General features: G+C 69.9%; 24 protein-coding genes and 1 riboswitch. Of the genes, 6 read left to right on the top strand and 18 right to left on the bottom strand.

Features of this window, described 5'->3' with window-relative positions:
* Window positions 1-13: 13 nt before the first annotated feature.
* From HQ308_RS13120 to HQ308_RS13130, 3 genes are all read right to left on the bottom strand, one after another.
* A complete protein-coding gene (locus HQ308_RS13120) occupies window positions 14-445 on the bottom strand; it encodes a MarR family winged helix-turn-helix transcriptional regulator (protein WP_285187834.1) in 432 nt (143 codons plus the stop codon).
* Between the two features lie 81 nt (window positions 446-526).
* On the bottom strand, window positions 527-694 hold the full coding sequence (locus HQ308_RS13125) for a hypothetical protein (protein ID WP_155956908.1): 168 nt from the start codon (window positions 692-694) through the stop codon (window positions 527-529).
* 76 nt (window positions 695-770) lie between these two features.
* The gene (locus HQ308_RS13130; RefSeq protein WP_222646627.1) at window positions 771-1,565 is read right to left on the bottom strand and encodes a DUF1206 domain-containing protein; all 795 of its coding nucleotides are present in this window, start codon (window positions 1,563-1,565) and stop codon (window positions 771-773) included.
* Between the two features lie 244 nt (window positions 1,566-1,809).
* Here HQ308_RS13130 and HQ308_RS13135 point away from each other — a divergent pair, with 244 nt between their 5' ends.
* On the top strand, window positions 1,810-2,886 hold the full coding sequence (locus HQ308_RS13135; protein WP_308115777.1) for a 3-deoxy-7-phosphoheptulonate synthase: 1,077 nt from the start codon (window positions 1,810-1,812) through the stop codon (window positions 2,884-2,886).
* Here HQ308_RS13135 and HQ308_RS13140 read toward each other — a convergent pair.
* Together HQ308_RS13140 and HQ308_RS13145 are read right to left on the bottom strand one after the other, a co-directional pair.
* A complete protein-coding gene (locus HQ308_RS13140; RefSeq protein ID WP_222627809.1) occupies window positions 2,852-3,481 on the bottom strand; it encodes an alpha-ketoglutarate-dependent dioxygenase AlkB in 630 nt (209 codons plus the stop codon). The genes HQ308_RS13135 and HQ308_RS13140 overlap by 35 nt on opposite strands.
* A 50-nt stretch (window positions 3,482-3,531) precedes the next feature.
* Window positions 3,532-4,749 (bottom strand): CdaR family transcriptional regulator, encoded by a 1,218-nt coding sequence (locus tag HQ308_RS13145; RefSeq protein ID WP_222646628.1) that lies wholly within the window; start codon window positions 4,747-4,749, stop codon window positions 3,532-3,534.
* Between the two features lie 126 nt (window positions 4,750-4,875).
* Here HQ308_RS13145 and HQ308_RS13150 point away from each other — a divergent pair, with 126 nt between their 5' ends.
* Entirely contained in the window at window positions 4,876-6,612 is a 1,737-nt protein-coding gene (locus HQ308_RS13150) for an aldehyde dehydrogenase family protein (protein ID WP_222646629.1), read from the top strand.
* Window position 6,613: 1 nt separating this feature from the next.
* Window positions 6,614-8,203, top strand: coding sequence for a GMC family oxidoreductase (locus tag HQ308_RS13155; RefSeq protein WP_222646630.1), 1,590 nt, complete (start codon window positions 6,614-6,616; stop codon window positions 8,201-8,203).
* Here the strand turns inward: HQ308_RS13155 and HQ308_RS13160 are convergent.
* The 5 genes from HQ308_RS13160 to HQ308_RS13180 all read right to left on the bottom strand — a co-directional run bounded on the left by HQ308_RS13160 (window position 8,192) and on the right by HQ308_RS13180 (window position 15,265).
* Complete coding sequence (locus tag HQ308_RS13160; protein WP_222646631.1) at window positions 8,192-9,241, bottom strand: AraC family transcriptional regulator; 1,050 nt, start codon at window positions 9,239-9,241, stop codon at window positions 8,192-8,194. The genes HQ308_RS13155 and HQ308_RS13160 overlap by 12 nt on opposite strands.
* Window positions 9,238-10,521 carry a pyridoxal phosphate-dependent aminotransferase gene (locus HQ308_RS13165; RefSeq protein WP_222646632.1) on the bottom strand — a complete coding sequence of 428 codons (1,284 nt, stop codon included), beginning with the start codon at window positions 10,519-10,521 and terminating at the stop codon, window positions 9,238-9,240. The genes HQ308_RS13160 and HQ308_RS13165 overlap by 4 nt, the downstream gene beginning before the upstream one ends.
* A 41-nt stretch (window positions 10,522-10,562) precedes the next feature.
* Window positions 10,563-11,246, bottom strand: coding sequence for a DUF3239 domain-containing protein (locus HQ308_RS13170; RefSeq protein ID WP_222646633.1), 684 nt, complete (start codon window positions 11,244-11,246; stop codon window positions 10,563-10,565).
* Between the two features lies 1 nt (window position 11,247).
* The gene (locus HQ308_RS13175) at window positions 11,248-12,903 is read right to left on the bottom strand and encodes a DNA repair helicase XPB (protein WP_027504240.1); all 1,656 of its coding nucleotides are present in this window, start codon (window positions 12,901-12,903) and stop codon (window positions 11,248-11,250) included.
* A gap of 76 nt (window positions 12,904-12,979) precedes the next feature.
* Window positions 12,980-15,265: a helicase-associated domain-containing protein gene (locus HQ308_RS13180; protein WP_222646634.1), complete on the bottom strand. Its 2,286-nt coding sequence runs from the start codon at window positions 15,263-15,265 to the stop codon at window positions 12,980-12,982.
* 72 nt (window positions 15,266-15,337) lie between these two features.
* On the opposite strand from HQ308_RS13180, the gene HQ308_RS13185 reads away from it, so the two are divergent.
* Complete coding sequence (locus HQ308_RS13185) at window positions 15,338-15,529, top strand: hypothetical protein (RefSeq protein ID WP_027504238.1); 192 nt, start codon at window positions 15,338-15,340, stop codon at window positions 15,527-15,529.
* 58 nt (window positions 15,530-15,587) lie between these two features.
* Here HQ308_RS13185 and HQ308_RS13190 read toward each other — a convergent pair whose 3' ends face one another.
* The 4 genes from HQ308_RS13190 to HQ308_RS13205 form a co-directional block, all read right to left on the bottom strand.
* Window positions 15,588-16,175, bottom strand: coding sequence for a transglycosylase family protein (locus tag HQ308_RS13190; RefSeq protein WP_027504237.1), 588 nt, complete (start codon window positions 16,173-16,175; stop codon window positions 15,588-15,590).
* 8 nt (window positions 16,176-16,183) lie between these two features.
* A riboswitch (cyclic di-AMP (ydaO/yuaA leader) is annotated at window positions 16,184-16,390 on the bottom strand.
* A gap of 166 nt (window positions 16,391-16,556) precedes the next feature.
* The gene (locus tag HQ308_RS13195) at window positions 16,557-17,843 is read right to left on the bottom strand and encodes a glycosyltransferase 87 family protein (RefSeq protein WP_222646635.1); all 1,287 of its coding nucleotides are present in this window, start codon (window positions 17,841-17,843) and stop codon (window positions 16,557-16,559) included.
* Between the two features lie 89 nt (window positions 17,844-17,932).
* Window positions 17,933-18,331, bottom strand: a complete 399-nt coding sequence (locus HQ308_RS13200) for a YccF domain-containing protein (RefSeq protein ID WP_056446832.1) — start codon at window positions 18,329-18,331, stop codon at window positions 17,933-17,935.
* Window positions 18,332-18,358: 27 nt separating this feature from the next.
* Window positions 18,359-18,577, bottom strand: coding sequence for a hypothetical protein (locus HQ308_RS13205; RefSeq protein ID WP_027504235.1), 219 nt, complete (start codon window positions 18,575-18,577; stop codon window positions 18,359-18,361).
* A gap of 346 nt (window positions 18,578-18,923) precedes the next feature.
* Between HQ308_RS13205 and HQ308_RS13210 the strand changes: the two genes are divergently transcribed.
* On the top strand, window positions 18,924-19,343 hold the full coding sequence (locus HQ308_RS13210; RefSeq protein ID WP_027504234.1) for a cold-shock protein: 420 nt from the start codon (window positions 18,924-18,926) through the stop codon (window positions 19,341-19,343).
* Between the two features lie 9 nt (window positions 19,344-19,352).
* On the opposite strand, the gene HQ308_RS13215 is transcribed toward HQ308_RS13210, so the two are convergent.
* The 4 genes from HQ308_RS13215 to HQ308_RS13230 form a co-directional block, all read right to left on the bottom strand.
* Entirely contained in the window at window positions 19,353-19,820 is a 468-nt protein-coding gene (locus tag HQ308_RS13215; RefSeq protein WP_222646636.1) for a hypothetical protein, read from the bottom strand.
* A gap of 47 nt (window positions 19,821-19,867) precedes the next feature.
* Window positions 19,868-20,377, bottom strand: a complete 510-nt coding sequence (locus HQ308_RS13220; RefSeq protein WP_027504232.1) for a DUF2771 domain-containing protein — start codon at window positions 20,375-20,377, stop codon at window positions 19,868-19,870.
* Window positions 20,374-22,053 carry an MFS transporter gene (locus HQ308_RS13225; protein WP_285187861.1) on the bottom strand — a complete coding sequence of 560 codons (1,680 nt, stop codon included), beginning with the start codon at window positions 22,051-22,053 and terminating at the stop codon, window positions 20,374-20,376. Before HQ308_RS13225 ends, HQ308_RS13220 begins: the two co-directional genes overlap by 4 nt.
* Window positions 22,054-22,122: 69 nt before the next feature.
* Entirely contained in the window at window positions 22,123-22,956 is an 834-nt protein-coding gene (locus HQ308_RS13230) for a glutaminyl-peptide cyclotransferase (RefSeq protein ID WP_222646638.1), read from the bottom strand.
* A gap of 52 nt (window positions 22,957-23,008) precedes the next feature.
* Here HQ308_RS13230 and HQ308_RS13235 point away from each other — a divergent pair, with 52 nt between their 5' ends.
* Window positions 23,009-23,836, top strand: a complete 828-nt coding sequence (locus HQ308_RS13235) for a DUF3027 domain-containing protein (RefSeq protein WP_051613068.1) — start codon at window positions 23,009-23,011, stop codon at window positions 23,834-23,836.
* Window positions 23,837-23,843: the final 7 nt, after the last annotated feature.

Here is a 23,843-nt window from a genome sequence, read left to right on the forward strand (position 1 = left end):
GGGGATGGACGGGTCAGGCGGAACGAAGCGACGCGGTGGTCTTGCGGACGAGCGCGATCAGCGTGGTCGCCTCGTCTTCGGTGAGGCCGGTCGCGGTGAAGATGCACTCGGGAACGTGCGCGGCCGCGGAACGCAGGGCGCGGCCCGTGTCCGTCAGCCGGATCTCGACGCGTCGTTCGTCCTCCGCTGAGCGTTCGCGGGTGACGAGCGACAGTGTCTCGATGCGCTTGAGCAGGGGGGACAGTGTTCCGGAATCCAGGCCGAGTCGATCGCCCAGTTCCGAGACGCTGAGTCCGTCCCGCTCCCACAGCACGAGCATCACCAGGTACTGCGGGTAGGTGATGCCCAGGTCGTCCAGCAGGGGCCGGTAGACCGCGGTGGTGGCCCGCGACGCCGAGTACAGGGCGAAGCAGAGTTGCTTGTCCAGTGTCAGCGCGTCGTTCACAAGACCGAACGTAGCGCACAATTGAATTGTGCACAACCTATTGCTCGAGACAATTGTCCGTCCAAGCGATCGAGGCGGACGTCAGCGTGCGAACAGGAACATCGCAAGAGTGCGGAGAACGCCGGGGTAGGCGTCGTCACGCGGCTGCGAGGCGGCGGGCGCGGGTCGGAGCGGCGTCATGGGCACCGATGGGTACTGACCGTCGGTAACGGGTGCAGTGGTGGTTTCGGCGGAATGGTCCAGACTCATACCCCGTATTGTGCACCACCCGTCTGCGAAAAGGCTGTGAACAGCCCGTGCGGTTCGTGGCGTGTCCCACGGGACGTCACATCCGGGCGTGCCGGGCCATCACGACGGCGTAGACGCCGTAGAGGGCGATGCCGACTCCGGCGAGGACGAGCAGGATCTGTCCGAACGGCTGCGCCCCCAGGGTCTTGACGGCTCCGTCGAGACCCGTCGCCTTGCCGGGATCCGCGGTCAGCACGGCGGCGGCCACCAGGACACCGACACCGACGAGGGCGAGGCCCTTGGCGGTGTATCCGACCACGCCGATGACCCGGACCGGACGCCCGACGTGACCCTCGAGGTCCTTCTCGAACTTCGTGGAGATGCCCTTGTACACGTGATAAGCGCCGACGCCGATGATGACGGCCGCGGCCACGACGAGAACGACCTTGCCGATCGTCGACTCCATGAGGCGGGCGGTGAGCCCGGCGTTCTGCTGACCCGTCGACTGCCCGGCACCGCGAGCGAAGTTCAGCGCGGACCAGGCGAATGCGAGGTACACGACGGCGAGTGCACCGGCCTTGAGTCGATCGGTCGCACTGCCGGAATCGGCCTCGGTCTTCTTACCCACCACCGCCTCGAGAATGCGCCACGCGGCGAGGGCCAGGAAGGCGACGACGGCGATCCACAGCATGACGGCACCGCCGGGCTTGGAGGCCAGCTCGCCCAGCGCGCCGGACTGGTCGGCGTTGCCGCCCTGTCCGAAGGCGAGCCGCACCGCGATGTATCCGATCAGGAGGTGCAGCACTCCGCTCACGAGATGCCCTGCGCGGGCGGCTCTCTCGAGGGCCGTGCTGTTCTGGATGCGGTCCCCGCGAGAGGTGTCGATCGCCATCGGTCCATGGTCCCACGTCAAGGGAGAAGAATGTCCGCTTCCGCCGCCCGGGTGCGTCGGTACGGCCGTGCGCTACAGTGCCTGTGTGCAGCGAGCATATTTTTGGTTCAGCAGGCCGGCCCTCGGTGGTCCGGTCAGCGGAACCATGCGCTGACCCACTCCACCCGACGAGCCGGCAGGACCGGCTCGCGTGGAATTCGTGTCCCGGTCGTGACGTCTCACCCGACCGCCCCGAGGACTCATCGTGACTCTCGCACTCGACACTCTTCCCGACCTGTCGCGGACAGGTCCGCTCGTCTCGCCGCGTGCGCTGCGGGACGCGGAACCCGCATCCGCCGACGCGGCTCTCCGCGTCGCCGACAGCCGTGACGCCCTGCGCGCCATCCTGACCGGAGCCGACGACCGCGTGGCCGTCGTGGTGGGCCCGTGCTCCGTGCACGACCCGATCGCGGCACTGGACTACGCCCGCCGGCTGGCCGTCCTGGCCGACGAGGTGGGGGATCGACTCCAGGTGATCATGCGGGTCTACTTCGAGAAGCCGCGGACATCGGTGGGCTGGAAGGGTCTGCTCAGCGACCCCGGCCTCGACGGCTCGGACGATCTCGACGCCGGGCTCCGGGCGGCGCGGCGCATTCTGGCCGCCATCGTCGACGGCGGCCTGCCCACGGCGACGGAGTTCCTCGATCCTGCTCTGTCCGGCCATCTCTCGGACCTGGTGACGTACGGGGCGATCGGTGCCCGCACCGCGTCGTCGCAGGTTCACCGCCAGATGGTCAGCGGTCTGCCGATGCCGGTGGGCATCAAGAACGGAACGGACGGCGACGTGCAGGTGGCCGTCGACGGGGTGCGCTCGGCGAGGTCGCCGCACGTGTACGCCGGGGTCGACGACGACGGCCGACTGGCCGCCGTGCGCACGACGGGCAACGAGGACGCCCACGTCATCCTCCGGGGTGGGTCCTCCGGCCCGAACTACGACGCGGCTTCGGTGACCGACGCTGGGGAGCGGCTCCGGCGCTCGGGCGCGGACCCGCGGGTGGTGGTGGACGTCAGCCACGGCAACAGTGCCAAGAACCACCGACGCCAGCTCGACGTGCTGGGCGACCTCGCCGACCGGATCGCCGGCGGCGACCGCGGCGTCGTGGGGGTGATGGTGGAGAGCTTCCTCGTCGAGGGCCGTCAGGACCTCGGCACGTTGGGGGAGCCGCTCACCTACGGCCAGTCGATCACCGATGCCTGCCTCGGGTGGGCGGACACCGAATGCGCCGTGCGTGCGCTGGCCGACGCCGTCAGCGCACGCCGTGCGGTCGGAACTGGACGCTGATCCGGGGCCCCGTGGCGCGCGTGCTCTTGGGCACGCAGTGCTCCCAGGTCCGCTGACAGGACCCGCCCATGACGATCAGATCACCGTGTCCCAGAGTGTGTCTCACCGAGGGACCGCCGCCGCGCGGTCGCAGCAACAGCGGCCGTGCGGCGCCGAGGGACACGATGGCGACCATGGTGTCCTCGCGCGCTCCGCGTCCGAGGTCGTCGCCGTGCCAGGCGACGCTGTCCTTGCCGTCGCGGTAGAAGCAGAGTCCGGCCGTGGCGAAGTCCTCGCCCAGTTCGGCTCGGTAGTGCTCGCTCAGCTGTCGACCGGCATCGACCAGGACGGGGGCGGGCAGCCGCTCGGGATCGGGGAAGAAGGAGACCAGGCGCGGGACGTCGACGACGCGGTCGTACATCGGTCGGCGTTCCGACCGCCACGGAACCTCCTCCACCAGCCGGTCGAAGACGGAGTCCGAGCCGCTCACCCAGTTCGGCAGCACGTCGATCCACGCGCCGTCGGTCAACACCGTCCGGCGGACGGACGTGAGGGAGCCGAGCGACGGTCCGTCCGCGCCGTCGTCGAACAGGGACGCCTGGAGTGCGTAGGTCACGGGGCCATCGTAGCGCGGTCGTTCGAACGTATGTTCCTACGCGGCCGTCGTCAGCGAACGCGGGCCAGCTCCGCTGCGCGCAGACCGACGTACAGTTCGGCGGCGTCCACCGGGTTCGTGTGATCACGGCCCGTGAGGTCGTGGATACGGCGGAGCCGGTAGAGCACGGTGTTGCGGTGGTAGTGCAAGCGGTCGGCCGCCGCGGTGGTGGAACCGGCGGCCGCGAACCACGCGTCGAGCGTCTCGAGCAGGCTGTCCCGGTCCGCGAGGCGGTGCGGGCCCTCGGCCACGGCGAGCGGACCCAGGATCTGCCGGGCGGCCCGCGCGGCGGCGTCGGGAGTCGAGACCAGCAGCAGCGGAACCGGACACGCGTCGTAGCGACTGACGCGCGCGCTCCCCGGCGGTGCGCAGCGACGAGCCGTCCGGGCCTGCGCCACCGCCGTCGGGGTGGACAGCGACCGCTCGTAGTACGTGCCGACACCCAGTCGGGTGCCGTAGAGCCGGCCCAGGGTGTCCACCGCGTCGTCGAGCACCGCCGGCGCCGAGGCGACCAGCAGTCCCAGGTGACCGTCCGCATCGGTGTCCCACACCGACTCGACACCGAGCGGCAGGATGCTCTCGCGCGCGCTGCCCGGAGTGGCACCCCGGTCGACGGTGGTCTCGGCGGACACGACGGCGAAGTGGCCCGCGTCCGGGATGCGGAAGGCCCGCAGGGCGTCCTGCACGGCAGCGGGGTCCGAGGCGGTCTCGTCGAACAGAGCGCGGAGCACCATGCGGCGCGCATCGGCGTCGTCGAGGGCGAGCCGGTCCGCGGCGTCGCGATACGCCTCCGCGGCCGCGTCGGAATAGGTGTCCACCAGTGCCCACACCTCGGTGGCCATCGCGAGCAGCACCTCCGGAGCCCGGCCCGCGGCCGCCGCGGTGAGCTCGGCCCAGATCAGACGACCACCGAGGCGGAACGCGTGCAGCAACGCCGCCAGCGGCACCGCGTTCTCGGCCTTGATCCGGCCGGCCGCGCGTGCGGGTTCCAGGTCGCCGCTCGCGCCCGTGGTCAGAGCGTCGAGCATGGATCGAAGATTGCCGGTGCACACCGTGGCGAGCTCGTCCCGCGTGAGCGACGTGGCCTCGAGGTACGACTGTTCGGCGACCAGGATGTCGAGGACGAGTCGCTCGCTGAGCTCGCCGACGTGCTCTCCCAGCAGCGCGGCGAGACCCTGCGAGGTGAGCGGTTCCGGTGCGGAGCGGCGGACGGCCACGGGCGTCGACATCACTCCACCGTACGGCTGTCCGGTGACGGACACCACAGGGCGGCTGTGCCTCGGCACAAACCGGGCGCGTGAGCTGCCGACGTCCGCCTATGGCCACCTGATGTAGTACAGGTCACAATCAACGGTATGGCCACAGGCGAACTCACCCCGAGTACCACCGGCGCATCCGCCTTTCCCGAGGTCGACGCGGCTCTCCGCGACCTCGAACAGGGCGAGGCCGCATGGGCACGTGCCTCGCTCGGCGACCGCGCGGACCTTCTCGACCGGGTCGCGGCCCTCACGGCGTCGAAGGCGCAGGAGTGGGTCGATGCGGCCGCTCGATTCAAGAAGCTGCCCGCGGCCTCCGCACTCCTCGGTGAGGAATGGCTCTCCGGGCCGTACTCCGTCGTCACCGCGTGCCACGTGCTCGCGCAGAGTCTGCGGCAGCTCGCCGTGGGGAAGAGCCCGCTCGCGGACGCCCGGATCGGCTCGGGTCCGGGCGGGCGCACCACCGTGCAGGTGCTGCCGTCGAACATCTTCGACACGTTGCTGCTCAACGGGTTCTCCGCCGAGGTGTGGCTCGAACCGGGTGTCGACGCGGACACCGCGCGCCGTGACGCCGGACTCGCGCAACGGAATCCGACCGAGACCGGCGGCATCGGTGCGGTGCTCGGCGCCGGCAACATCACGTCCATCGCCCCGCTCGACACGCTCTACGAACTGGTCGCTCACAACCGCGTCGTCGCGCTGAAGCTCAACCCGGTGACGGATCCGATGGAGCCGGTGCTCCGCGCCGTCTTCGCTCCCTTGGTCGAGCTGGGCGCGGTGCGCATCCTCACCGGTGGCCCGGACGTCGGCTCGTACCTCGTGCACCACGACGCCGTGGCGCACGTGCACATGACGGGCAGCTCGATCACGCACGACGCCATCGTCTTCGGCACCGGCGAGGAGGGTGCCGAGCGCAGGAAGGCCAACACCCCGTTGCTCGACGTGCCCATCTCGAGCGAACTCGGCGGCGTCTCGCCGGTCATCGTGATCCCGGGCGAGTGGTCCGACGCGGACATCCGGTTCCAGGCCGAACACGTGGTGACCCAGCGGCTGCACAACGGCGGCTACAACTGCGTCGCGGCGCAGGTCGTGGTGATCTCCTCCGAGTGGCCGCAGCGCGACGCGTTCCTGGCGGCACTGCGCACGGCACTGCACGAGGCACCGGACCGCGAGCCGTACTACCCCGGCAGCGCCACCCGCGTCGCCGGTGCCCGAGCGGACTACCCGGGCGCGGAGTCGCTCGGCCCGTCCGGCGGCCGCACCCTCGTGAGCGACCTCGATCCGGACAGCTATCGCGCTCTGCTCACCACCGAGTACTTCGCACCGGTACTCGGTGTCATCGAGATCCCCTACACCGGGCAACGTTTCGTGGACGAGGCCGTCCGCATGTCGAACGAGGAGTTCGTCGGCACGCTCGGCGTCAACGTGATCGCGCATCCCGACACGCTGTCGTCGCTCGGCACCGCCGTCGACGAGATGCTCGAGGACCTGCGCTACGGCACCATCGCGCTCAACGCGTGGACCGGCGTCGGCTTCCTCACGGCGGCGGCGACCTGGGGTGCGTTCCCGGGCCACACGCTCGACGACGTCCAGAGCGGAATCGGCGTCGTGCACAACGCACTGCTGATCGACCGACCCGAGCGCACCATCGTCCGCGGGCCCTTCCGGCCCGCGCCGCGCTCGATCCTGAAGGGCGAGTTCACCCTGTCGCCGAAGCCGCCGTGGTTCGTCACCAACCGCACCGCGGCCACCACCGCGAAGCGGTTCACCGCGTTCGCTGCGGCTCCGTCCTGGAAAGCCCTGCCCGCCATCTTCGCGTCCGCTCTGAGAGGTTGACATGACTGAGACTTCCACCGACTACGTCGTCGTCGGCGCAGGATCCGCAGGATGCGTCGTCGCGAATCGGCTCAGTGCCGCATCGAACACCGACGTCGTCGTCCTCGAGGCGGGCCCGGAGGACAAGGACAAGTTCGTCCACATTCCCGCCGGGTTCTCGAAGCTCTTCCGTTCGAAACTGGACTGGGACTACGACACCGAGCCGCAGGCCGAACTCGCCGGCCGACGGATCTTCTGGCCCCGTGGGCGCATGCTCGGCGGCTCCTCGTCGATGAACGCCATGATGTGGGTGCGCGGATTCGCAGCCGACTACGACGACTGGGCGGAGGCAGCGGGACCCGGGTGGTCGTTCGACAGCGTGGTGGACACCTTCCGCCGTATCGAGAACATCGAGGGTGCCACCGAGTCCGACGAGGGCAGCGGCGGACCGCTGCACGTGTCGAAGCAGCGCAGTCCCCGGTCGATCACCGGCGCGTACCTCGACTCGGCCGCGGCACTAGGCTTGTCGACGGAGCGCGCCAATCTCCCCACGCCCAAGGGCATGACCGAGACGATGGTCAACCAGAAGCGCGGCGCCCGGTGGAGCTGCGCCGACGCGTATCTGCGGCCGGCCATGTCACGGCCCAACCTCACCGTGGTGACGGAGGCGCAGGCCACGCGCGTGCTCTTCGAGGGAACCCGCGCGGTGGGTGTCGAGTACTCGAAGGACGGTGCGCTGCACACGGTTCGGGCTTCGAAGGAGGTCATCCTGTCCGGCGGTGCCATCAACACTCCGCAGTTGTTGATGCTGTCGGGGATCGGTGCGCCGGAACATCTCGCCGAGCACGGCATCGACCTGGTGCACGCCGCCCCCGAGGTGGGCGAGAACCTCATGGACCACCTGGTGTCCGCCCTCGGATACGGGGTGCAGTCCGACACGCTGTTCACCGCGGAGAAGATCCCGGAGCTGATCAACTACCTCGCACGTCGACGCGGCATGCTGACCTCCAACGTCGCGGAGGCGTACGGCTTCGTCCGCAGCCGCGACTCGCTCGACCTCCCGGACATCGAACTGCTCTTCGCGCCGGCGCCCTTCTTCGACGAGGGTCTCATCCCGGCGGACTCGCATGCGGCCATCCTGGCCTCGATCCTGCTCAAGCCGGAGAGCCGCGGACGCATCTCGTTGCGGTCGTCCGCACCGTTGGACAAGGCGATCGTGGATCCGCGATACCTGTCCGACCCGGGCGGTGTGGACCGCGCGGCGATGCTCAGCGGGCTGCGGTACTGCGCCGACATCGCGCAGACGGAGCCGCTGAAATCGCGACTGGGGGAGATGGTGCGCCCGGTACTGCGCAACAGCGAGGCACTCGACGAAGCGCTGAGCGAGTCGCTGGAGACCATGTCTCACACCCTCTATCACCCGGTGGGCACCGCCCGGATGGGCTCGGACGCGGCATCGGTGGTGGATCCGGAGCTGCGGGTGCGCGGGGTGGAGGGGCTGCGCGTGGCCGACGCGTCCGTGATGCCGACGATCATCCGCGGCCACACTCACGCCCCGTCGGTGCTCATCGGGGAGAAGCTGTCGGAGTTCGTGCTCGCCTCACGCGTGTGAGCGGTAGGACCCCGGCGTCATCCCGGTCCACCGTTTGAAGGCGCGGCGGAAGGCGCTGGGTTCGGAGAAGCCGAGACGCGAGGAGATCTCCTCGGCCGTCTCGCCTCGTTCGAGCCCGGCGACCGCCGCGTCGCGCAGCACCTCGTCGCGCAACTGACCCAGTGACGTGCCCTCCTGGCGCAGCAACCGGCGCAGGTGCGGCACGCTGATGGACAACATCGTCGCGATGTCGGTGGTGGTCGAGGCGCGGCCCATCGCGCCCAGTGCGAGGGCGCGCCGCACCACACTCGCCGCGCTGGAGCCGTAGTCCCGCTCCGAGAACAGGCGATTGGGCGACTCGCGGAGGTACTCCTCGAGGCTCTCCTCCGTCTGCACGAGCGGTGACGCCATGATCGCGTCGTCGAATTCCAGTGCCGCGACGTCGGATCCGAACGTCACGTGCACCCCGAATATGTCGTCGTACACCCGCGGCGACGGATGCTGCGGTTCGGGGAAGGGCACCTGGACGGACAGCAGTTTCACGCGCCGCCCGATGAGCCATGCCGAGAAGCGGTGCCAGAGGATGAGCAGGAACTCGATGCGGATGCGCTGCGCCGCCTCGGCCGCCTCCGGGGAGAGCTGATCGGCGATCATCGTCGGGGAGTCGACGAGTTCGAGCCGGGCGCGTCCCCCGCCGCGCATCAGCACACCGCGCGGGACGCCGGGAAAGGCGCGACCGACGTCCACCATCCGCTCGAGCGCGCTCCCCAGATCGGGGCGGTGGATCATCGTCAGACTGAGTGCCCGAAAGGTGCCGCGGCGCACCGGAGCCGATCCGAGACCCATCAGCTCGTCGCCCGTCATCTGCCACAGCGCGCGAGTGAGGCGCGTGACCTGGTCGGTGGTGAGGCGGGCGCCGGGACGAGTGAGGACGTGCGGGTCGATGTCGGCCTCGCGCAGGCAGGCGGACAGGTCCACACCCGTCTCCTGCGCGAGGGTCACCGCCGTGCGGACGAACTCCACCGAGATGGTCGGCGGCGCCGCAGTGTCGATCGTCATGGGGTGGCGGACAATCGGGCCAATCGCGACGCCGCGTCGGCGAGCACGTGATCCTGTTTGCAGAAGGCGAAGCGCACCAGGTTGTCCCAGCCCTCGCGGTGATCGACGAACGCGTCCACCGGTACGCCGACGACGCCGATGCGTTCGGGCAACGCACGGCAGAAACTGTCGGCGTCGGACTCGCCCAGTGGAGCGATGTCGGCGCAGACGAAGTACGTGCCCTCACTGCGCTTGACGTCCAGCCCGGCATGCGACAGCGCGGCGGACAGCGTGTCCCGCTTGGCCTGTAGTCCCGATCGCAGGGCGTCCACCCAGGCGCTCTCGTGGTCGAGGGCGTGGGCCACCGCCGGCTGGAAGGGGGCGCCGCCGACGAAGGTCATGAACTGCTTGGCCGCCTTCACCGCGGCGATGAGGTCGGCGGGTCCGCAGGCCCACCCCGTCTTCCACCCGGTGGCGTTGAACGTCTTCGCCGCGCTCGACACCGTGATGGTGCGTCCGGCCATGCCGGGGAGCGTGGCGATGGGGGTGTGGACGGCGTCGTCGAACACCAGTCGCTCGTAGACCTCGTCGGTGAGGACCAGGAGGTCGTGCTCGCACGCGACCTCGGCGATCGCGGCCAGCTCCGATGCGGTGAACACGGTTCCGGTGGGATTGTGCGGGGAGTTGACGACGATCATGCGGGTACGCGGGCCGACGGCGGAGCGCAGGGCATCGACGTCGAGGGCGAACCGATCGCCGTCGACGACGAGGGGGACGGTGCGCCGCTGCGCACCCGCGAGCGCGACGGCGGCCGCGTAGGAGTCGTAGTACGGCTCGACGAGCAGCACCTCGTCACCGCTCTCGACGAGGCCGAGCATCGCAGCGCTGATCGCCTCGGTGGCCCCGACGGTGACCAGGATCTCCGAGTCCGGGTCGTACTCGGTGCCGTAGCGGCCGACCCGGTCCCGAGCGACGGCGTCGCGCAACACCGCCATGCCCGGCCCGGGCGGGTACTGGTTGAGGCCGGACGCGATGGCCTCGCGCGCCACCTCGAGCATGCGCGCGGGGCCGTCGGTGTCCGGGAAACCCTGACCGAGGTTGACGGCGTCGTGCGTGGCCGCCAGCGCGGTCATCTCCGCGAAGATGGTGGACGCGAAGGGGCGCAGCCGGGCGACGGTGCGGGAAGGCCGGAGGCCGGCCGGATTCGATTCGCGGGAGGAAGGCCGGAGGCCGGCCGGGTCGGAGTCGGAAGGCCGGAGGCCGGCCGGACTCGATGCGCGGTCGTTCGACGTCACAGCCATGAGGGGGAGCCTAGCGTTCGAGTCACGAGTCCCTCGACGCGTCAGTCCGCGCGCTTCTGCAGCAGTTCCTCGGGCAGGTCGTGGGGGTCGATGAGGAGCTGATCGTTCTCGGCCTGCCGCACGGTCTCCGACACGGACAGGTTCTTGCGCAGCAGCTTCCACTCGACCGGATCGATGGCCTCGATGGCCGTCCGCAGCACGGTCCTGTCCCGCGTACCCCAGGCGATGGGCATGGGGCTGACCATCTGCCACGTCTCCGAGATGGATTTGGCGCTCCGGTCGGACAGCACGGCCACGGAGGGGACGCGCTCGCCCTCGGTCATCGTGTGTCCCGGCAGCGCCCGCACGTTCCGGACGACGAGTGCGTAGTGCGGGACGGTGGTCTCCGGTTTGGCGATGTCGATCAGCGCGAGGATCGTGGCTCCACGCGGTCGCGTCTCCGACACCATGGCCGGCACCAACGCGCTCGAGGCGTACAGCTCGTCGATGGACCCGACCTTGCGGGGCGCCCACACGGACACCCACAGCGACATCAGGGCGGCCACGGCCAGCACCGCACACAGGATGTAGGACCACGCGTGGTCGAGGACGTACAGCCAGGCCGCGCCGCCCGCGAGGAGCACGGCGAAGACGACGGACGAGATGCGCAACCGCCGCACGTCGCCGAGGGTCTCGTTCACCGACCGGGCGTGCGCGCGGTCGACGGGGAAGTCGAAGGTGCGCACGTCAGATCGCCGGTCCCAGGAGGTCGTCGGCGTCGGTGATGCGGTACGCGTAGCCCTGCTCGGCGAGGAAGCGCTGGCGGTGAGCCGCGTACTCCGCGTCGAGGGTGTCGCGCGAGACGACCGAGTAGAAGTGCGCCTGCCCACCGTCGTGCTTGGGGCGCAGCAGTCGGCCCAGTCGCTGGGCCTCCTCCTGCCGGGATCCGAAGGTGCCCGAGACCTGCACGGCCACCGAGGCTTCGGGGAGGTCGATGGAGAAGTTGGCGACCTTGCTCACCACGAGGGTCTTGATCTCGCCGCGGCGGAACGCGTCGAAGAGCAGTTCGCGCTCCTTGTTCTTGGTCGAGCCCTGGATCACGGGAGCATCCAGGGCCGCACCCAGCTCGTCGAGCTGGTCGAGGTACGCGCCGATGACGAGCGTCGGTGAGTCCTCGTGCCGTGCCAGGATCGACTTCACCACGGCGATCTTCGTGTGCGCCGTGGAGCACAGCTTGTAACGCTCCTCCGGCTCCGCCACGGCGTACGACATGCGTTCCGCGTCGGTCAGAGTGACGCGCACCTCGATGCACTCGGCCGGCGCGATCCAGCCCTGTGCCTCGATGTCCTTCCACGGTGCGTCGTAACGCTTGGGGCCGATGAGCGAGAACACGTCGCCCTCGCGGCCGTCCTCGCGCACCAGCGTCGCGGTGAGTCCGAGTCGGCGTCGCGACTGCAGGTCGGCTGTCATGCGGAACACGGGAGCGGGGAGGAGGTGCACCTCGTCGTAGATCACCAGGCCCCAGTCGCGGGAGTCGAAGAGCTCGAGGTGCTTGTACTCACCCTTGGTGCGGCGCGTGATCACCTGGTAGGTCGCGATGGTGACCGGGCGGATCTCCTTGCGCTCGCCGGAGTACTCGCCGATCTCCTCCTCGGTCAGGGAGGTTCGGGCGATGAGCTCGCGCTTCCACTGCCGACCGGCGACGGTGTTGGTGACGAGGATCAATGTGGTCGCGCGGGCCTTGGCCATGGCCGCGGCGCCCACCATCGTCTTGCCGGCACCACAGGGGAGGACGACCACACCGGATCCACCGGCCCAGAACGAGTCGGTCGCCATCTGCTGGTAGTCGCGGAGCTCCCAGTGGCCACCGGAGAAGTCCAGGTCGATGGGATGCGCCTCGCCGTCGACGTATCCGGCCAGATCCTCGGCCGGCCAGCCGACCTTGAGGAGCATCTGCTTGAGGCGCCCGCGCTCACTGGGGTGGACGAGCACGGTGTCGTCGTCGACCTGCGCGCCGAGCATCGGGGCGATCTTCTTGTGCCGCATGATCTCGGTGAGCACGGCGCGGTCGAGGCTCACCAGGGACAGCCCGTGCACGGGCGACTTGACCAGCTGGAGCCGGCCGTAGCGGGCCATCGTGTCGACGATGTCGACGAGCAGGGGCTGCGGAACCGCGTAGCGGGAGAAGGTCACGAGGGCGTCGACCACCTGCTCGGCATCGTGGCCCGCGGCGCGCGCGTTCCACAGCGCGAGCGGTGTGATGCGGTAGGTGTGGACGTGCTCGGGTGCGCGTTCCAGCTCGGCGAACGGAGCGATGGCCGCGCGGGCCTGCCCGGCGAGCTCGTGGTCGACCTCGAGCAACAGGGTCTTGTCGGACTGGACGATCAACGGTCCGTCGGTCACGGTCTCTCCTTCACGCGCCCCGCATGGACGAACCGGGGCGCAACCAGTCCATTGTGCCTTGCACCGGCGCGGCGGTTCAGGCGAGCAGGGCCACCGACGTGATGCGGTGCAACGTGAAGTGACGCATGACACCGGCGTCGGGGTCCCACGCGTCGAGTTGGCCGCCGCCGACGGTCACCGGTTCGACGACACGGTTGCTCGAGACACCGGCAGCGTCCACGTAACCGATGCTGATCGGTGAGCGGGACAACGCGGCGCGCTGGAGAAGCGCGATCGTCGCGGCGCCGGACGCACGGGTGCCGTCGGACCGCACCCGTTCACGCTCGGTCCGGCGCACCTCTCCGGCTCGGGTGCCGGCCCGCATCTCCGAGACGAGGCGCCCCAGTTGCTCGTCCGTGGGGACGGCGGGCGTGCGGTAGGGCGAGCGACCGCGACGGGGGACGACGCGCGCACCGCGATCGCGGACGTCGACGATGGTGCCGGAGGAGTCCTCGCCCGCGGGTGCGAACCCGGCGGCGCGCAGCCCGGCCAGCACGTCGGCCAGCGGCGCCTGCGAGATCGCGACGGTCGGGGCCAGTGCCCGCAACGCGAGGGCCTCGGCGGCGGGAGAGGAGAGCACCTCCGCGAGCAGTGCGGGGTCCTCGCAGCGGACGAAGGACGACGCCACCCCGGCACGCAGGCGTCCGTGGCGGCGGGCGACGTCGTCGATGAGGTAGGTCAGCGACTGCGGGACAGGCGTCCGCGAGTGGGTGGCGAAGAGTGCATGGAGCTCCACGGCGGTGGTGCCGCCGTCCAGAGCACGTCGCAGCGTCCGCTCGTCGATGCGGTACATCGTCGCGGCGCCCGCCGACTCGATGTCCGCGACCGTCGCCATCCGCTGCGCGAGCTCGGGAGTCAACGGCCCGGGGGCGACGACGGTCAGGTCGGCCTGGACCAGAACGTGGTCGATGGGGTCGGGCAGGACGCGGTGCATCGCCGCCGCGGCCGAGGAGGGATCACCGATCAGTGCGCGTCCGGGGGTGGACAGTGCTCCGCGGCCGACGACCCCGAGAGCGCCGGCCTCGGCCAGGTAGCGGGAGACCGGGCCGACGCCCAGGCGAGCGGCGAGGCGTGGCCTGCGCCAGGTGGCGATGCGGACGACGTCCTCGGTGGCGAGGGCCTTTCCCGAGGCGAGATCGGCGATCACGCCCAGCACGATCCGCCGGTCTCGGGGCGCGGCGGCCGAGCGGGCCTCGTCGGACAGTGCGGCGATCGGCTTGTCGTTGGCGTCGCGCATGCCGATCAACCACGGCACCCTGGGCAGATCCAGCCAGGCTCCGGCCAGGGTGGCCCAGCGCTGTGCCGGCGATGCGGTGACCCACGCGTCGACCGCGGGGGTGGGCGTCCACATGTCGTCGATGTCGGTGAGAGGTCCGGGATCGGGCAGCCCCACCGCGATGAGTCCGGCGCCCGCCAGGACCTCGACCAGCAGGCCGACCCGCGCCTCGTCGAGATCGGCTGCCTTTGCGATGCGTCGGATCTCCCGGACGCCGAGTCCCCCCGCCTTGAGTGCGGGCGCGGGTGTGCGGGAGAGCGAGTCGACGATGTCCTCGCAGTGCCGCAGCAGCTCGAGGGCCTCCCCGGCGGCGGCCGCGTCGACGTCCGCCACCCCGACAGCGGTGGTCGACGCCGCCGGTGGGGCCAGCGACACCGGATCGGTGACGGGCTCGCCGCGGAGTACCTGCGAGACCTGCGGCGGCAGTTCGACCGTGTTGTCGTCGAGCCAGGTGAGCAGCCCGGCGGCGAGCAGGCGCTGGACGGGCCGATCCGCGGGCGTACCGGGTGCGGCGTCGCGCGTCCGGCCGATCGACGACGAGCGGGTCAGCGTGGTGAGCAGCTCACGGCTGCGGTCGTCGATCTCCGCGAGCTTCGCACCGACCACCTCGGCGGTGAGAGAGGCGTCGACGTCGAAGAACCGTCCGACCCGCCACGGCACGGCGTCGCGTGCGGCCGCGACCAGGGTGAGCGACGTCGTGCCGCGCACCAGCGCACGCGCACGCAGCACCGACAGTGCCGCGTCGACCGCCTTCTTCGTCGCTCGGCGGCCGACGATCTCGTCGAGTCGGGCGCGGGCGACCGGGGCGGTGTCGGCGCCCTCGTGCGCGAGCAGTTCCACGACGGTCAGGCACGTGGTGTCCAGGTCCTCGGCCGCGCGCAGTACCGAGGCACGTTGCTCGGACCGGCCCGCCAGAACCTCGAGTGTGGGCGGCGGCGGGATGGTCAGGTCGGGGCGGAGCCGCAGCAGTTCGGCCAGTTCGTCGTCGCTGCGCGCGGACAACCACTCGGTGAGTGTGTCCGCCGGCGTGCCCTCGTTGTCGGTCATCGAGGTCAAGCGTAGAGACCGGTCCGGGGACCTGGACTGGCAGAGGCGCTACTCCGAATGGTGAAATGAACCATGGCGAACTCAGAGAAGAAGCGATATGTCGACCCGGGCTGGCCGCACAGTGCGGACGACGACGATCATCCCGTCACCGAACTGATGTCGGCGCGCGCCGGAAACCTGTCCCCGTTCGGTGAGGAGACGGAGTTCCCGCTGCCGGTGGACTCGCTGCCCTACGCGCATCCCCACACGGTCATCAACCGCTGACGCGCGAGACACGAGAAAGGCCCCCACCAGTCGGTGGGGGCCTTTCTCGTGGAGTGGGTCAGCGGGGCAGGAGATCCTGGTTCGCTGCGATGAAACTCGCCACCTGCGGATCCGCGGTGGCGGCCTGGACGAAGCCCAGGATCGCCGGATCGTTGGTGAAGTTCTGGACGACCTGGGTGAGTCCCTGCACGGCCTGCTCGGTCGACGGGATGCTCGTCAGATCGGGGAGTGCCGGTGCGGTGGGCGCCGTGGTCGCCGGTGCGTCGCGCTGCGTCGGGCCGCTGCTCAGTCCAAGCTGCGAGGAGCAGGACGGCCAGGCGCCCCAGCCCTGCGACTCGAGCACGCGCTCGGCGACGACGATCTGCTCTTCACGGCTGGCCTGGTTCGCGGTGGCCGCGAACTCTCCGCCGCCGTGTCCGGTCCAGGTGCTCGGCGAGAACTGCAGGCCGCCCTGGAAACCGTTGCCGGTGTTGATGCCCCAGTTGCCGCCGGCCTCGCACTGCGAGAGACGGTCCCAGTCGGAATCGGGGGCTGCGTTGGCCGTGCCGCTGAATGCGAGACCTGCGGTGCCGACCAGTGCGCCGGTGACGGCGACCTTGGCGACGGTCTTGCCCGTGGTGCTCGGCTTGCGATGACGTCCGCTCATAAGGGTAGAAATCCTCTCCACACGCGCCTGCGAGGTCAGCTGTCGGATTCGGGCTGAGAGGTAGCCCGGCCTCGGTGCGCTCCTGGCTGGAGCGGAGAGGCTTCACCCCTAGGTCGACTGCTCGGTGCCCGGTGGGGCGCCGCGAGAGCCGGCCGGATATCTACGAAGGACGTGTGGGTCCCCCGCCCTCGTCCCTGATCATGTCTGTGAGGGATGTCCGGTACCCGCGGGACGAGGTTTGGCGCGGCGGGCCGGACGTCGGCCGAACTTCCGGCCGTGATGGACAGTATTACGAAACGGGCACACATGTCACTGTTCGATAACTTCCCCTGGTGCGCGCGTCGCGCCGCCGTTGTGAGGTGTTCGAACGGGTCGTCGCAGCTAGGACGGCGAAGGCGTGCTGACCACCGTCTCGTCACCCGTTCGTGACCGCTTCGTTATGTGTCCGACGTCACATGTGCGCAGTATCACAGCCACGACGACGAGCACCAGGACACCCGTGGTCGGGTAGACGGTCTGCAGCGCCACACCCTCGAGTCGGTTCGACGGCGGGAGCATGAAGGTGCCGATCGCGTAGACGTCACCGGGCGCCACCCAGAACCAGGCGATCTGCGGCAGGCTCGCGACGAGCGGCAGGAGCCAGGCGAGCGGGTTCGAGGCACGCAGTGCGACGTCCATGCAGACGATGACCAGCGGCAGGAGCCACACCCAGTGGTGACCCCAGGAGAACGGGGACACCAGAGGCGCTGTCAGGCCGATGACGATCAAGCCGAGGAGCGGCAACCCCCGGCGGTGCGCCGCGGCGCCCACGAGAAGGCCGGCCACGCAGACGGCTCCGGCGATGACGATCCAGAGCAGCGTCGGCGCCTCGGTCATGCCGAACCACCTCGGTATCGACGCGCGCAGCGACTGGTTCGCGCCGGACGAGATGTCGCCGATGCGGGACGAGTCGGAGATGGCGCCGAACCAGTAGGTGACCGCGTCGGAGAAGAGCACGACAAAGCCGAGCACCACGGTCGCCGCGGCGGTGACGACGCCGACGACCAGTGCCCGCCACTGCCGTGTCAGCGCGAGGTGGACGAGGAACAGTCCGGGAGTCATCTTGATGCCGGTGGCGATGCCGACCCCGATGCCGCGGAGCCGGCTGCCCTCGGGCCGCGACAGGTCCCACAGCACCAGCGCCAGGAGCACGAGATTGATCTGACCGAGCCAGATGGTCATGCGCACCGGTTCGAGCCACGTGAAGACGATGGACAGTGCGGCGCTGACGATGCGGAGACTGCGGTCGTCGCGGAAGCCGAGGACCATCCAGCAGGACCGGACGACCAGATAGAGCAGCGCGATGTTCCCGAGCCAGAAGACGATGTTGGTCGTCGCGGTGGACATCGCCCCGAGAGGTGCGAACACCAGCGCGGCGAACGGGGGGTACGTGAAGGGGAGTTCGCCGACCAGATCGTGGGCGTACAGCGGGGACGAGTCGAGCACCGTCGCTCCGCCGGCGCGGTACACGAGAGCGTCGATGCCGAACCGGAACAACCCGAACTTGGGGACGTCGAACGGGATGAGCCGATCGTGCGCGACGAGCGCCACGGCGGCACCGATCACGGTGAGGGCGACGAAGATTCTGTGTGATCCGAAGGTGCGGTCATCGGATTTCTTCAGTATCACGCACAGGATGGTAGACCGATCCGACGTGCATCACCCCTCGGGCCACGCCGAGAAGGAACCGTTCGTTCTGTTGAGTGCGCGCCCCGACGTCAGTAGCGCGTGGCCACGAACGGTGCGTCCGAGTCGACGATGTCCTTGCCCAGCGGCATGAGCGACACCGGGATCAGCTTGAGGTTCGCCAACGCCAGCGGGATCCCGATGATGGTGATCGCCATGGCGATCGCGGTGAGGATGTGCCCGATGGCCAGCCAGATTCCTGCCACGACGATCCAGATCACGTTGCCGATCACCGAGGCGACGCCCGCCGTGGGCTTGTCCACCACGGTCCGGCCGAAGGGCCACAGGGCGTACACCCCGATGCGGAACGCCGCGATACCGAACGGGATGGTGACGATGAGAATGCAGCAGACGATGCCGGCCACGAAGTAGCCGAGAGCGAGCCACAGGCCGCCGAAGATCAACCAGATGACGTTCAGCAGCAGGCGCATGCGACCAGTATGCCCGGTTCCGCCGTGTCAGCGCCGGGCTCGGCGGCCCGACCGCAGCGCGTGGATCAGACCGAGCAGGAATCCCAGCGGGCACAGCATCGCCGAGAGATAGATCCACAGTCCGGGCGGATCGTCCCAGACGAGCAGCGTCACGAACATGACGACGATCGCCAGCAGGCCCAGCCCGAAACAGACGAGGGCGGCGACCAGGAGCGCCGGGGTTCCGGTACGGGGGGAGTCGGTCACGAGAGAGCACACTATCTCTCCGGCCTTCCCGGCCTGATGCCCCGACCGGCCTCCGGCCTTCCCGGCCTGATGCCCCGACCGGCCTCCGGCCTTCCCGCCCTGATGCCCCGACCGGCCTCCGGCCTACCCGCCCTGATGCCCCGACCGGCCTCCGGCCTACCCGCCCTGACGACCCGACCGGCCTCCGGCCTTCCCGCCGCCTGCCCCGCGATATCGAGGTGCTCGTCGTTCGCGCAGCGGAGTACCATCGACTCATCGCGTCCCGAGCGCCAGGGCCCGTCATGGGCGGCGGCAACGGGCGCGATTATTCATGTGACGCGATCAACGAGACGAATGGGTGAGATCGGTGCCGACCGGCAAGGTGAAGTGGTACGACGTCGACAAGGGTTTCGGCTTCCTCTCGCAGGACGAGGGTGAGGACGTGTACGTCCGGTCGTCCGCGCTCCCGCAGGGAGTCGAGGGCCTGAAGGCCGGCCAGCGCGTCGAGTTCGGCATGGCCGCCGGACGCCGCGGACCCCAGGCGTTGTCGCTGAAGGTTCTCGACCCGGCGCCCTCACTGCGTCAGGCGGGTGCCGCCGCCCGCCGCGATCAGCCGACCGCTCGCAAGCACACGCCCGACGAGTTGCACGGCATGGTCGAGGACATGATCACGCTTCTGGAGGCCACCGTGCAGCCCGAATTGCGCAAGGGCAAGTACCCCGACCGCAAGACCGCCCAGAAGATCTCCGAGGTGGTCCGGGCCGTCGCCCGCGAACTGGACAGCTGACCCGGGCGGTCACTCCCAGCGGCCGTGCGTGCGCCAGTGCTCGAACTGCGCGACGAGAGCGTCCACCTCGCGTCGATGTGCGTCGGACAAGTACTTCCTGACGCCGTCTCGCCATCGCTTCTGCACGGCATGCCCTGTTCCCTCGAGCATCGTCCGTCGTCCGTACACATCGACCACGCCGACGACGGGTCCTCCCTCGTCGTCGGGCTTCCCGCGGAACGACTCGATCGCGTCCCGGGGAATCACGGACGTGACGCCCTTGCGCCGATGAACCTCGAGTCGGTCCGGGTACACGACGGTCCGTCGGTGCGGGGCGTCCCGCCCCGTCCACACGAACACCGCGGCGAACGCGAGGACAGCCGGAGTCCACCACATCGACGTCCAGTTCCACGCCGTGTTGGTGACGACGAATATCACCGTTGACACGACGACGACCATGGAGACGTCCCGTTGCTTCAGGGAGTCCAGGGGGGTCATGACGAACTCGGTCAGTGCTTCCTCCACCACCACCCGAGCCCCGAGTCCTAGAGGGCCGTCGTGGTGGCGATCGACCAGATGGCGTGGCTGACGATCTCCTCCTGGTCGGTGTCGACGTCGATGACACCGGACGGCAGGCGCACCTCGACGCCGATGAGCACGAGTCCGTCCTCGTTCACCGGCGGCACGGTGAGCGTGTTCCGAGTCCCGGGGGCGAAGTACTCGTCTGCTTCCACGACGTCGCCGGAGTCCGGGTCTCCGTAGACGCTGGCGAAGCCCCACGGGTTCTCCGAGATGGCGCCCGGCAGGGACAACTGCAGCGGATGGCCCTCGCGCACGGGCATCGTCGCGGTCGTGCCCTCGTAGTCGCAGAGCGGCTCCTGCACCGGGCAGTACCGGAACGGTTCCACTTCCTCGTACCGGCCGTCGGCGTACGCGGACACCCGCGGGGACTCCTCGGGGGCGTCGAGGATCGCCTTGCCGACCACCAGCACGAAGGCGACGCCGACGACGGCGACCAGTGCGGACAGTCCGTACAGGATCTTGCGTGTCGTCATCGGGGAGCGTCCTCGCCCGCGGGTGCGCGGCCCGCGTCCTGATCCACTCGGGGAATTCGGCCGGTGGCGTGGCGCAGTTCGCTGCCCGCCACCTCCTGGTCCGCTCGTACCGGTCTCTTGCCGCCGAAGCCGGGAAGCAGCGAGCCGCCCCGGTGGGTCACGAATGTCTGCACCAGGCCGATCGTAAGGACCACCGACACCACGGTGAAACCCAGCCAGTACTCGGTGGGGAGCAGCACGCCGAACGTGCCGCCGATGACCCAGCTCAGCTGCAGCACCGTCTCGCTGCGCCCGAAGCCGGACGCGATCGACTCGGGAGGCAGGTCGTTCTGCAACGACGCGTCGAGCGACACCTTCGCCAGCGCGCTCGCGCCCGAGGCGACGAGAGCCGCGAGCGCGGCAGTCAGCAGGCTGTTCGTCAGAGCCGCGACGATCGCGACCGCAGTGACGGCCGCGGTGCAGCGCACCACCAGCACCGACGGGCGACCGAGCTTCACCCGGGCGCCGGCGGCGTTGCCGCCGAAGTTGCCGAGTCCGGCCGCCGCGCCCACCAACGCCAACATGAGTGCCTGCTGGAGTGGCTCGTGCTCGGTGCGGGACTTCGCCACGAACGCGACGTACAGCGTGAGGAAGCCGGTGAGCACGCGGATGGTGCCGTTGCCCCACAGTCCGGTGAGGACGTCGCGGCCGAGGGGCTGCCGGCGTTTGCTGGGCGCCGGGACGATGCCGATCGCGCCGGTGGTCGCCTCGGCGTGGTACCCGAGCGTCGCGGGCACCTCACCCTCGGTGACCTCCACCCAGGACGGGATGCGCATGGAGAGATACGCGCCGAACACCGTCACGGCGAACGTGAACCACAGTGCCCCGGCGGAACCCAGCGCGAACGCGATGGCACCCGCGACCGCTCCCGCCGAGATGGTGCCGCCCAGCAACCCGAACACGGTCAGGCGGGAGTTCACCCGGACGAGGTCGATGTCCGGTGGCAGCACCCGAGGGGTGACGGCCGACTTGAGCACCGAGAACGACTTGCTCAGCACCATCATCCCGAGCGCGGCGGGATAGAGGAGCCAGGTGTCGAAATTGAAGACCAGCACCACGGCGAGGACGGCACGCAGGACGAACGAGGTGGCCAGCGCGATGCGGCGACCCTGCTGCAGGCGGTCGAGCATGGGGCCGATCAGGGGCGCGATGATCGCGAAAGGGGCGATGGTGATGAGCAGATACAGGGCGACCTTGGTCTTGTCCTCGCCCGTCGCGGCGGAGAAGAACAGCGTGTTGGCCAGCGCCACCGCCATCGCCGCGTCCGAGGCGAAGTTGGCCATCGTCGCGTAGGTGAGCGCCGTGAGACCGGACTTGTCGGCTCCGTCGGCGGTGGCGGCGCGTCGGAACGTCGCGATGCCCTTGCCCGTGATCTCACGACCACGCATCGCCGCGACGCGGGTGACCGTCAGTTTGCGCGGTACGCGGGGACGGCGGGGACCGGTGTCCTGGTTCGGCATGCGTGTCGTCGGGTCGGGCGCCGTGGTCGGGTCGCCCGGGATCGTCTCGCCCGGTCCGGCCGTCGGTGGATGCAGCGGAGGCAGCGGCGATCGACGGGGTGGGAGTCGCTCGGACGGCGAGTAGTTGTCCCATCCCGGATGTCGCGAACCGGGGCGCGGATCGTCGGGACCTGTCACCCCGTCATTGTCCCCCACCTCGGGTCGGGGAGTGTGGGCGACTCGCTCGGCGGGGGCGGCGTCCCTCGGTCACCGTGGTCGGAACTCGACCTCGAACAGAGTGGGCCACAATTTGCCGGTCACGAGGAAGCGGGACGTGCCGGGGACGGCCGCGATGCCGTTGAGGACGTCGATTCCGGACGTGTCCTCGAGTGCGGCACGCAACGGCGAGGCGTCGATGATCGCCGTCACGGCGCCGGTCGACGGATCGATCCGCACGATGTCGTCGGTCTTCCAGATGTTGGCGTAGATCCCGTCCGCGGTGCACTCCAGCTCGTTGATCGACGTCACCGGCCGCTCGCCCCGAGTCACGCGCACGCTGCCGGTGGGCTCGAAGGTGACCGGATCTCGGAAGGTGAGGGTGTCGGTGCCGTCGCTCATCACGAGGCGGCCGCTCGATCCCGCACTCGACTCGTCGAGGCACAGACCCCAGCCCTCGCCGTCGTAGTCGACGCGTCGCCGCTCCAGCAGAGTCTCGCGATCTCGGGCCACCGCGATCCCGTCCTGCCAGGTCAGCTGCCACACCGTGTCGCCGGCGACGGTGAGGCCCTCGCCGAACAGCGGTGCGGGAAGGTCCACCTCCGCGAGCACGTCGCCCGTCTCCCGATCGGACGCCGTGACGCGGGAGCGGCCCTCGCGGCCCGTCCCCTCGAGCAATCGGTCACCGTCGATCTCGAGACCCTGGGTGAAGGCGTCGGTGTCGTGCGGCGACGTGCCGAAGATCTCGACGCCGAAGCGGGGCACGTCCGCGGCCGGCGGTGCGGGGTCCGGCGCGCATCCACCGAGCACCACCGCGGCGGCGACGGTTCCGGACCCGATCGCGCGGCCGACTCCCGAACCTGAACGCAAGAGACCCGAACGCATACGGCCATCCTGTCAGGCCCGGTGGGCGCACGACGCGAGCCGATGCTGCAAAATAGGGGGTGTGAGTGCCCCTGTCGTGACCGAGATCCCCCCGCTCCTCGCCGACGCCGTGTCCGTGGCGCAGGCCGCCGTCGTGGAGTCGGGCGAAGGCCCGGTCGGAGCCCACCTCGGGGTCGAGGCCGTCGACGAGGCCTCTGCGATCCACCGCTTCGCGGCCGACCTGCCCGGATACGGCGGCTGGCAGTGGGCGGTCGTCGTCGCAGCGCCCCCCGGCTCCGAGACCGTCACCGTCAGCGAACTCGCCCTGCTTCCCGGTCCGGACGCCCTGGTGGCGCCGACGTGGGTTCCGTGGGACGAGCGCATCCGTCCCGGCGATCTGGCTCCGGGTGACCTGCTGCCGCCACGCCACGAGGACGTCCGACTGGTGCCGGGGTACCTGGCCACCGGCGATCCCGCCGTCGACGACGTCGCCCTCGAACTCGGTCTCGGTCGCAAGCAGGTCATGAGCCGCGAGGGTCGGCTCGAGGCCGCCGAGCGGTGGGCCGAGAGCGACTTCGGTCCCGATTCCCCGATGGCCAAGGCGGCGCCGGGCACGTGCGTCACGTGTGGTTTCTATCTCGCTCTGCAGGGTTCGCTGAGCGCTGCGTTCGGCGTGTGCGGAAACGAGTTGGCCGCGGACGGACACGTGGTGCACGCGGCGTACGGCTGCGGTGCGCACTCGGACACCGAGGGACCGACCGGCGCCGGATCGCCCGCGTACGCGGCCTACGACGACGGTGCCCTGGAGACCACGCCGACCGAGAACACCGAGCCCCGGAACACCGAGCCCCGGGACACCGAGGCGGTCACCGACATCACGGAGTCGTCGTCGACCCTCTGACCGACCC

Origin of the sequence: Rhodococcus sp. BP-241 (genome assembly GCF_019836145.1) — a bacterium.
Classification (GTDB): domain Bacteria; phylum Actinomycetota; class Actinomycetes; order Mycobacteriales; family Mycobacteriaceae; genus Rhodococcoides.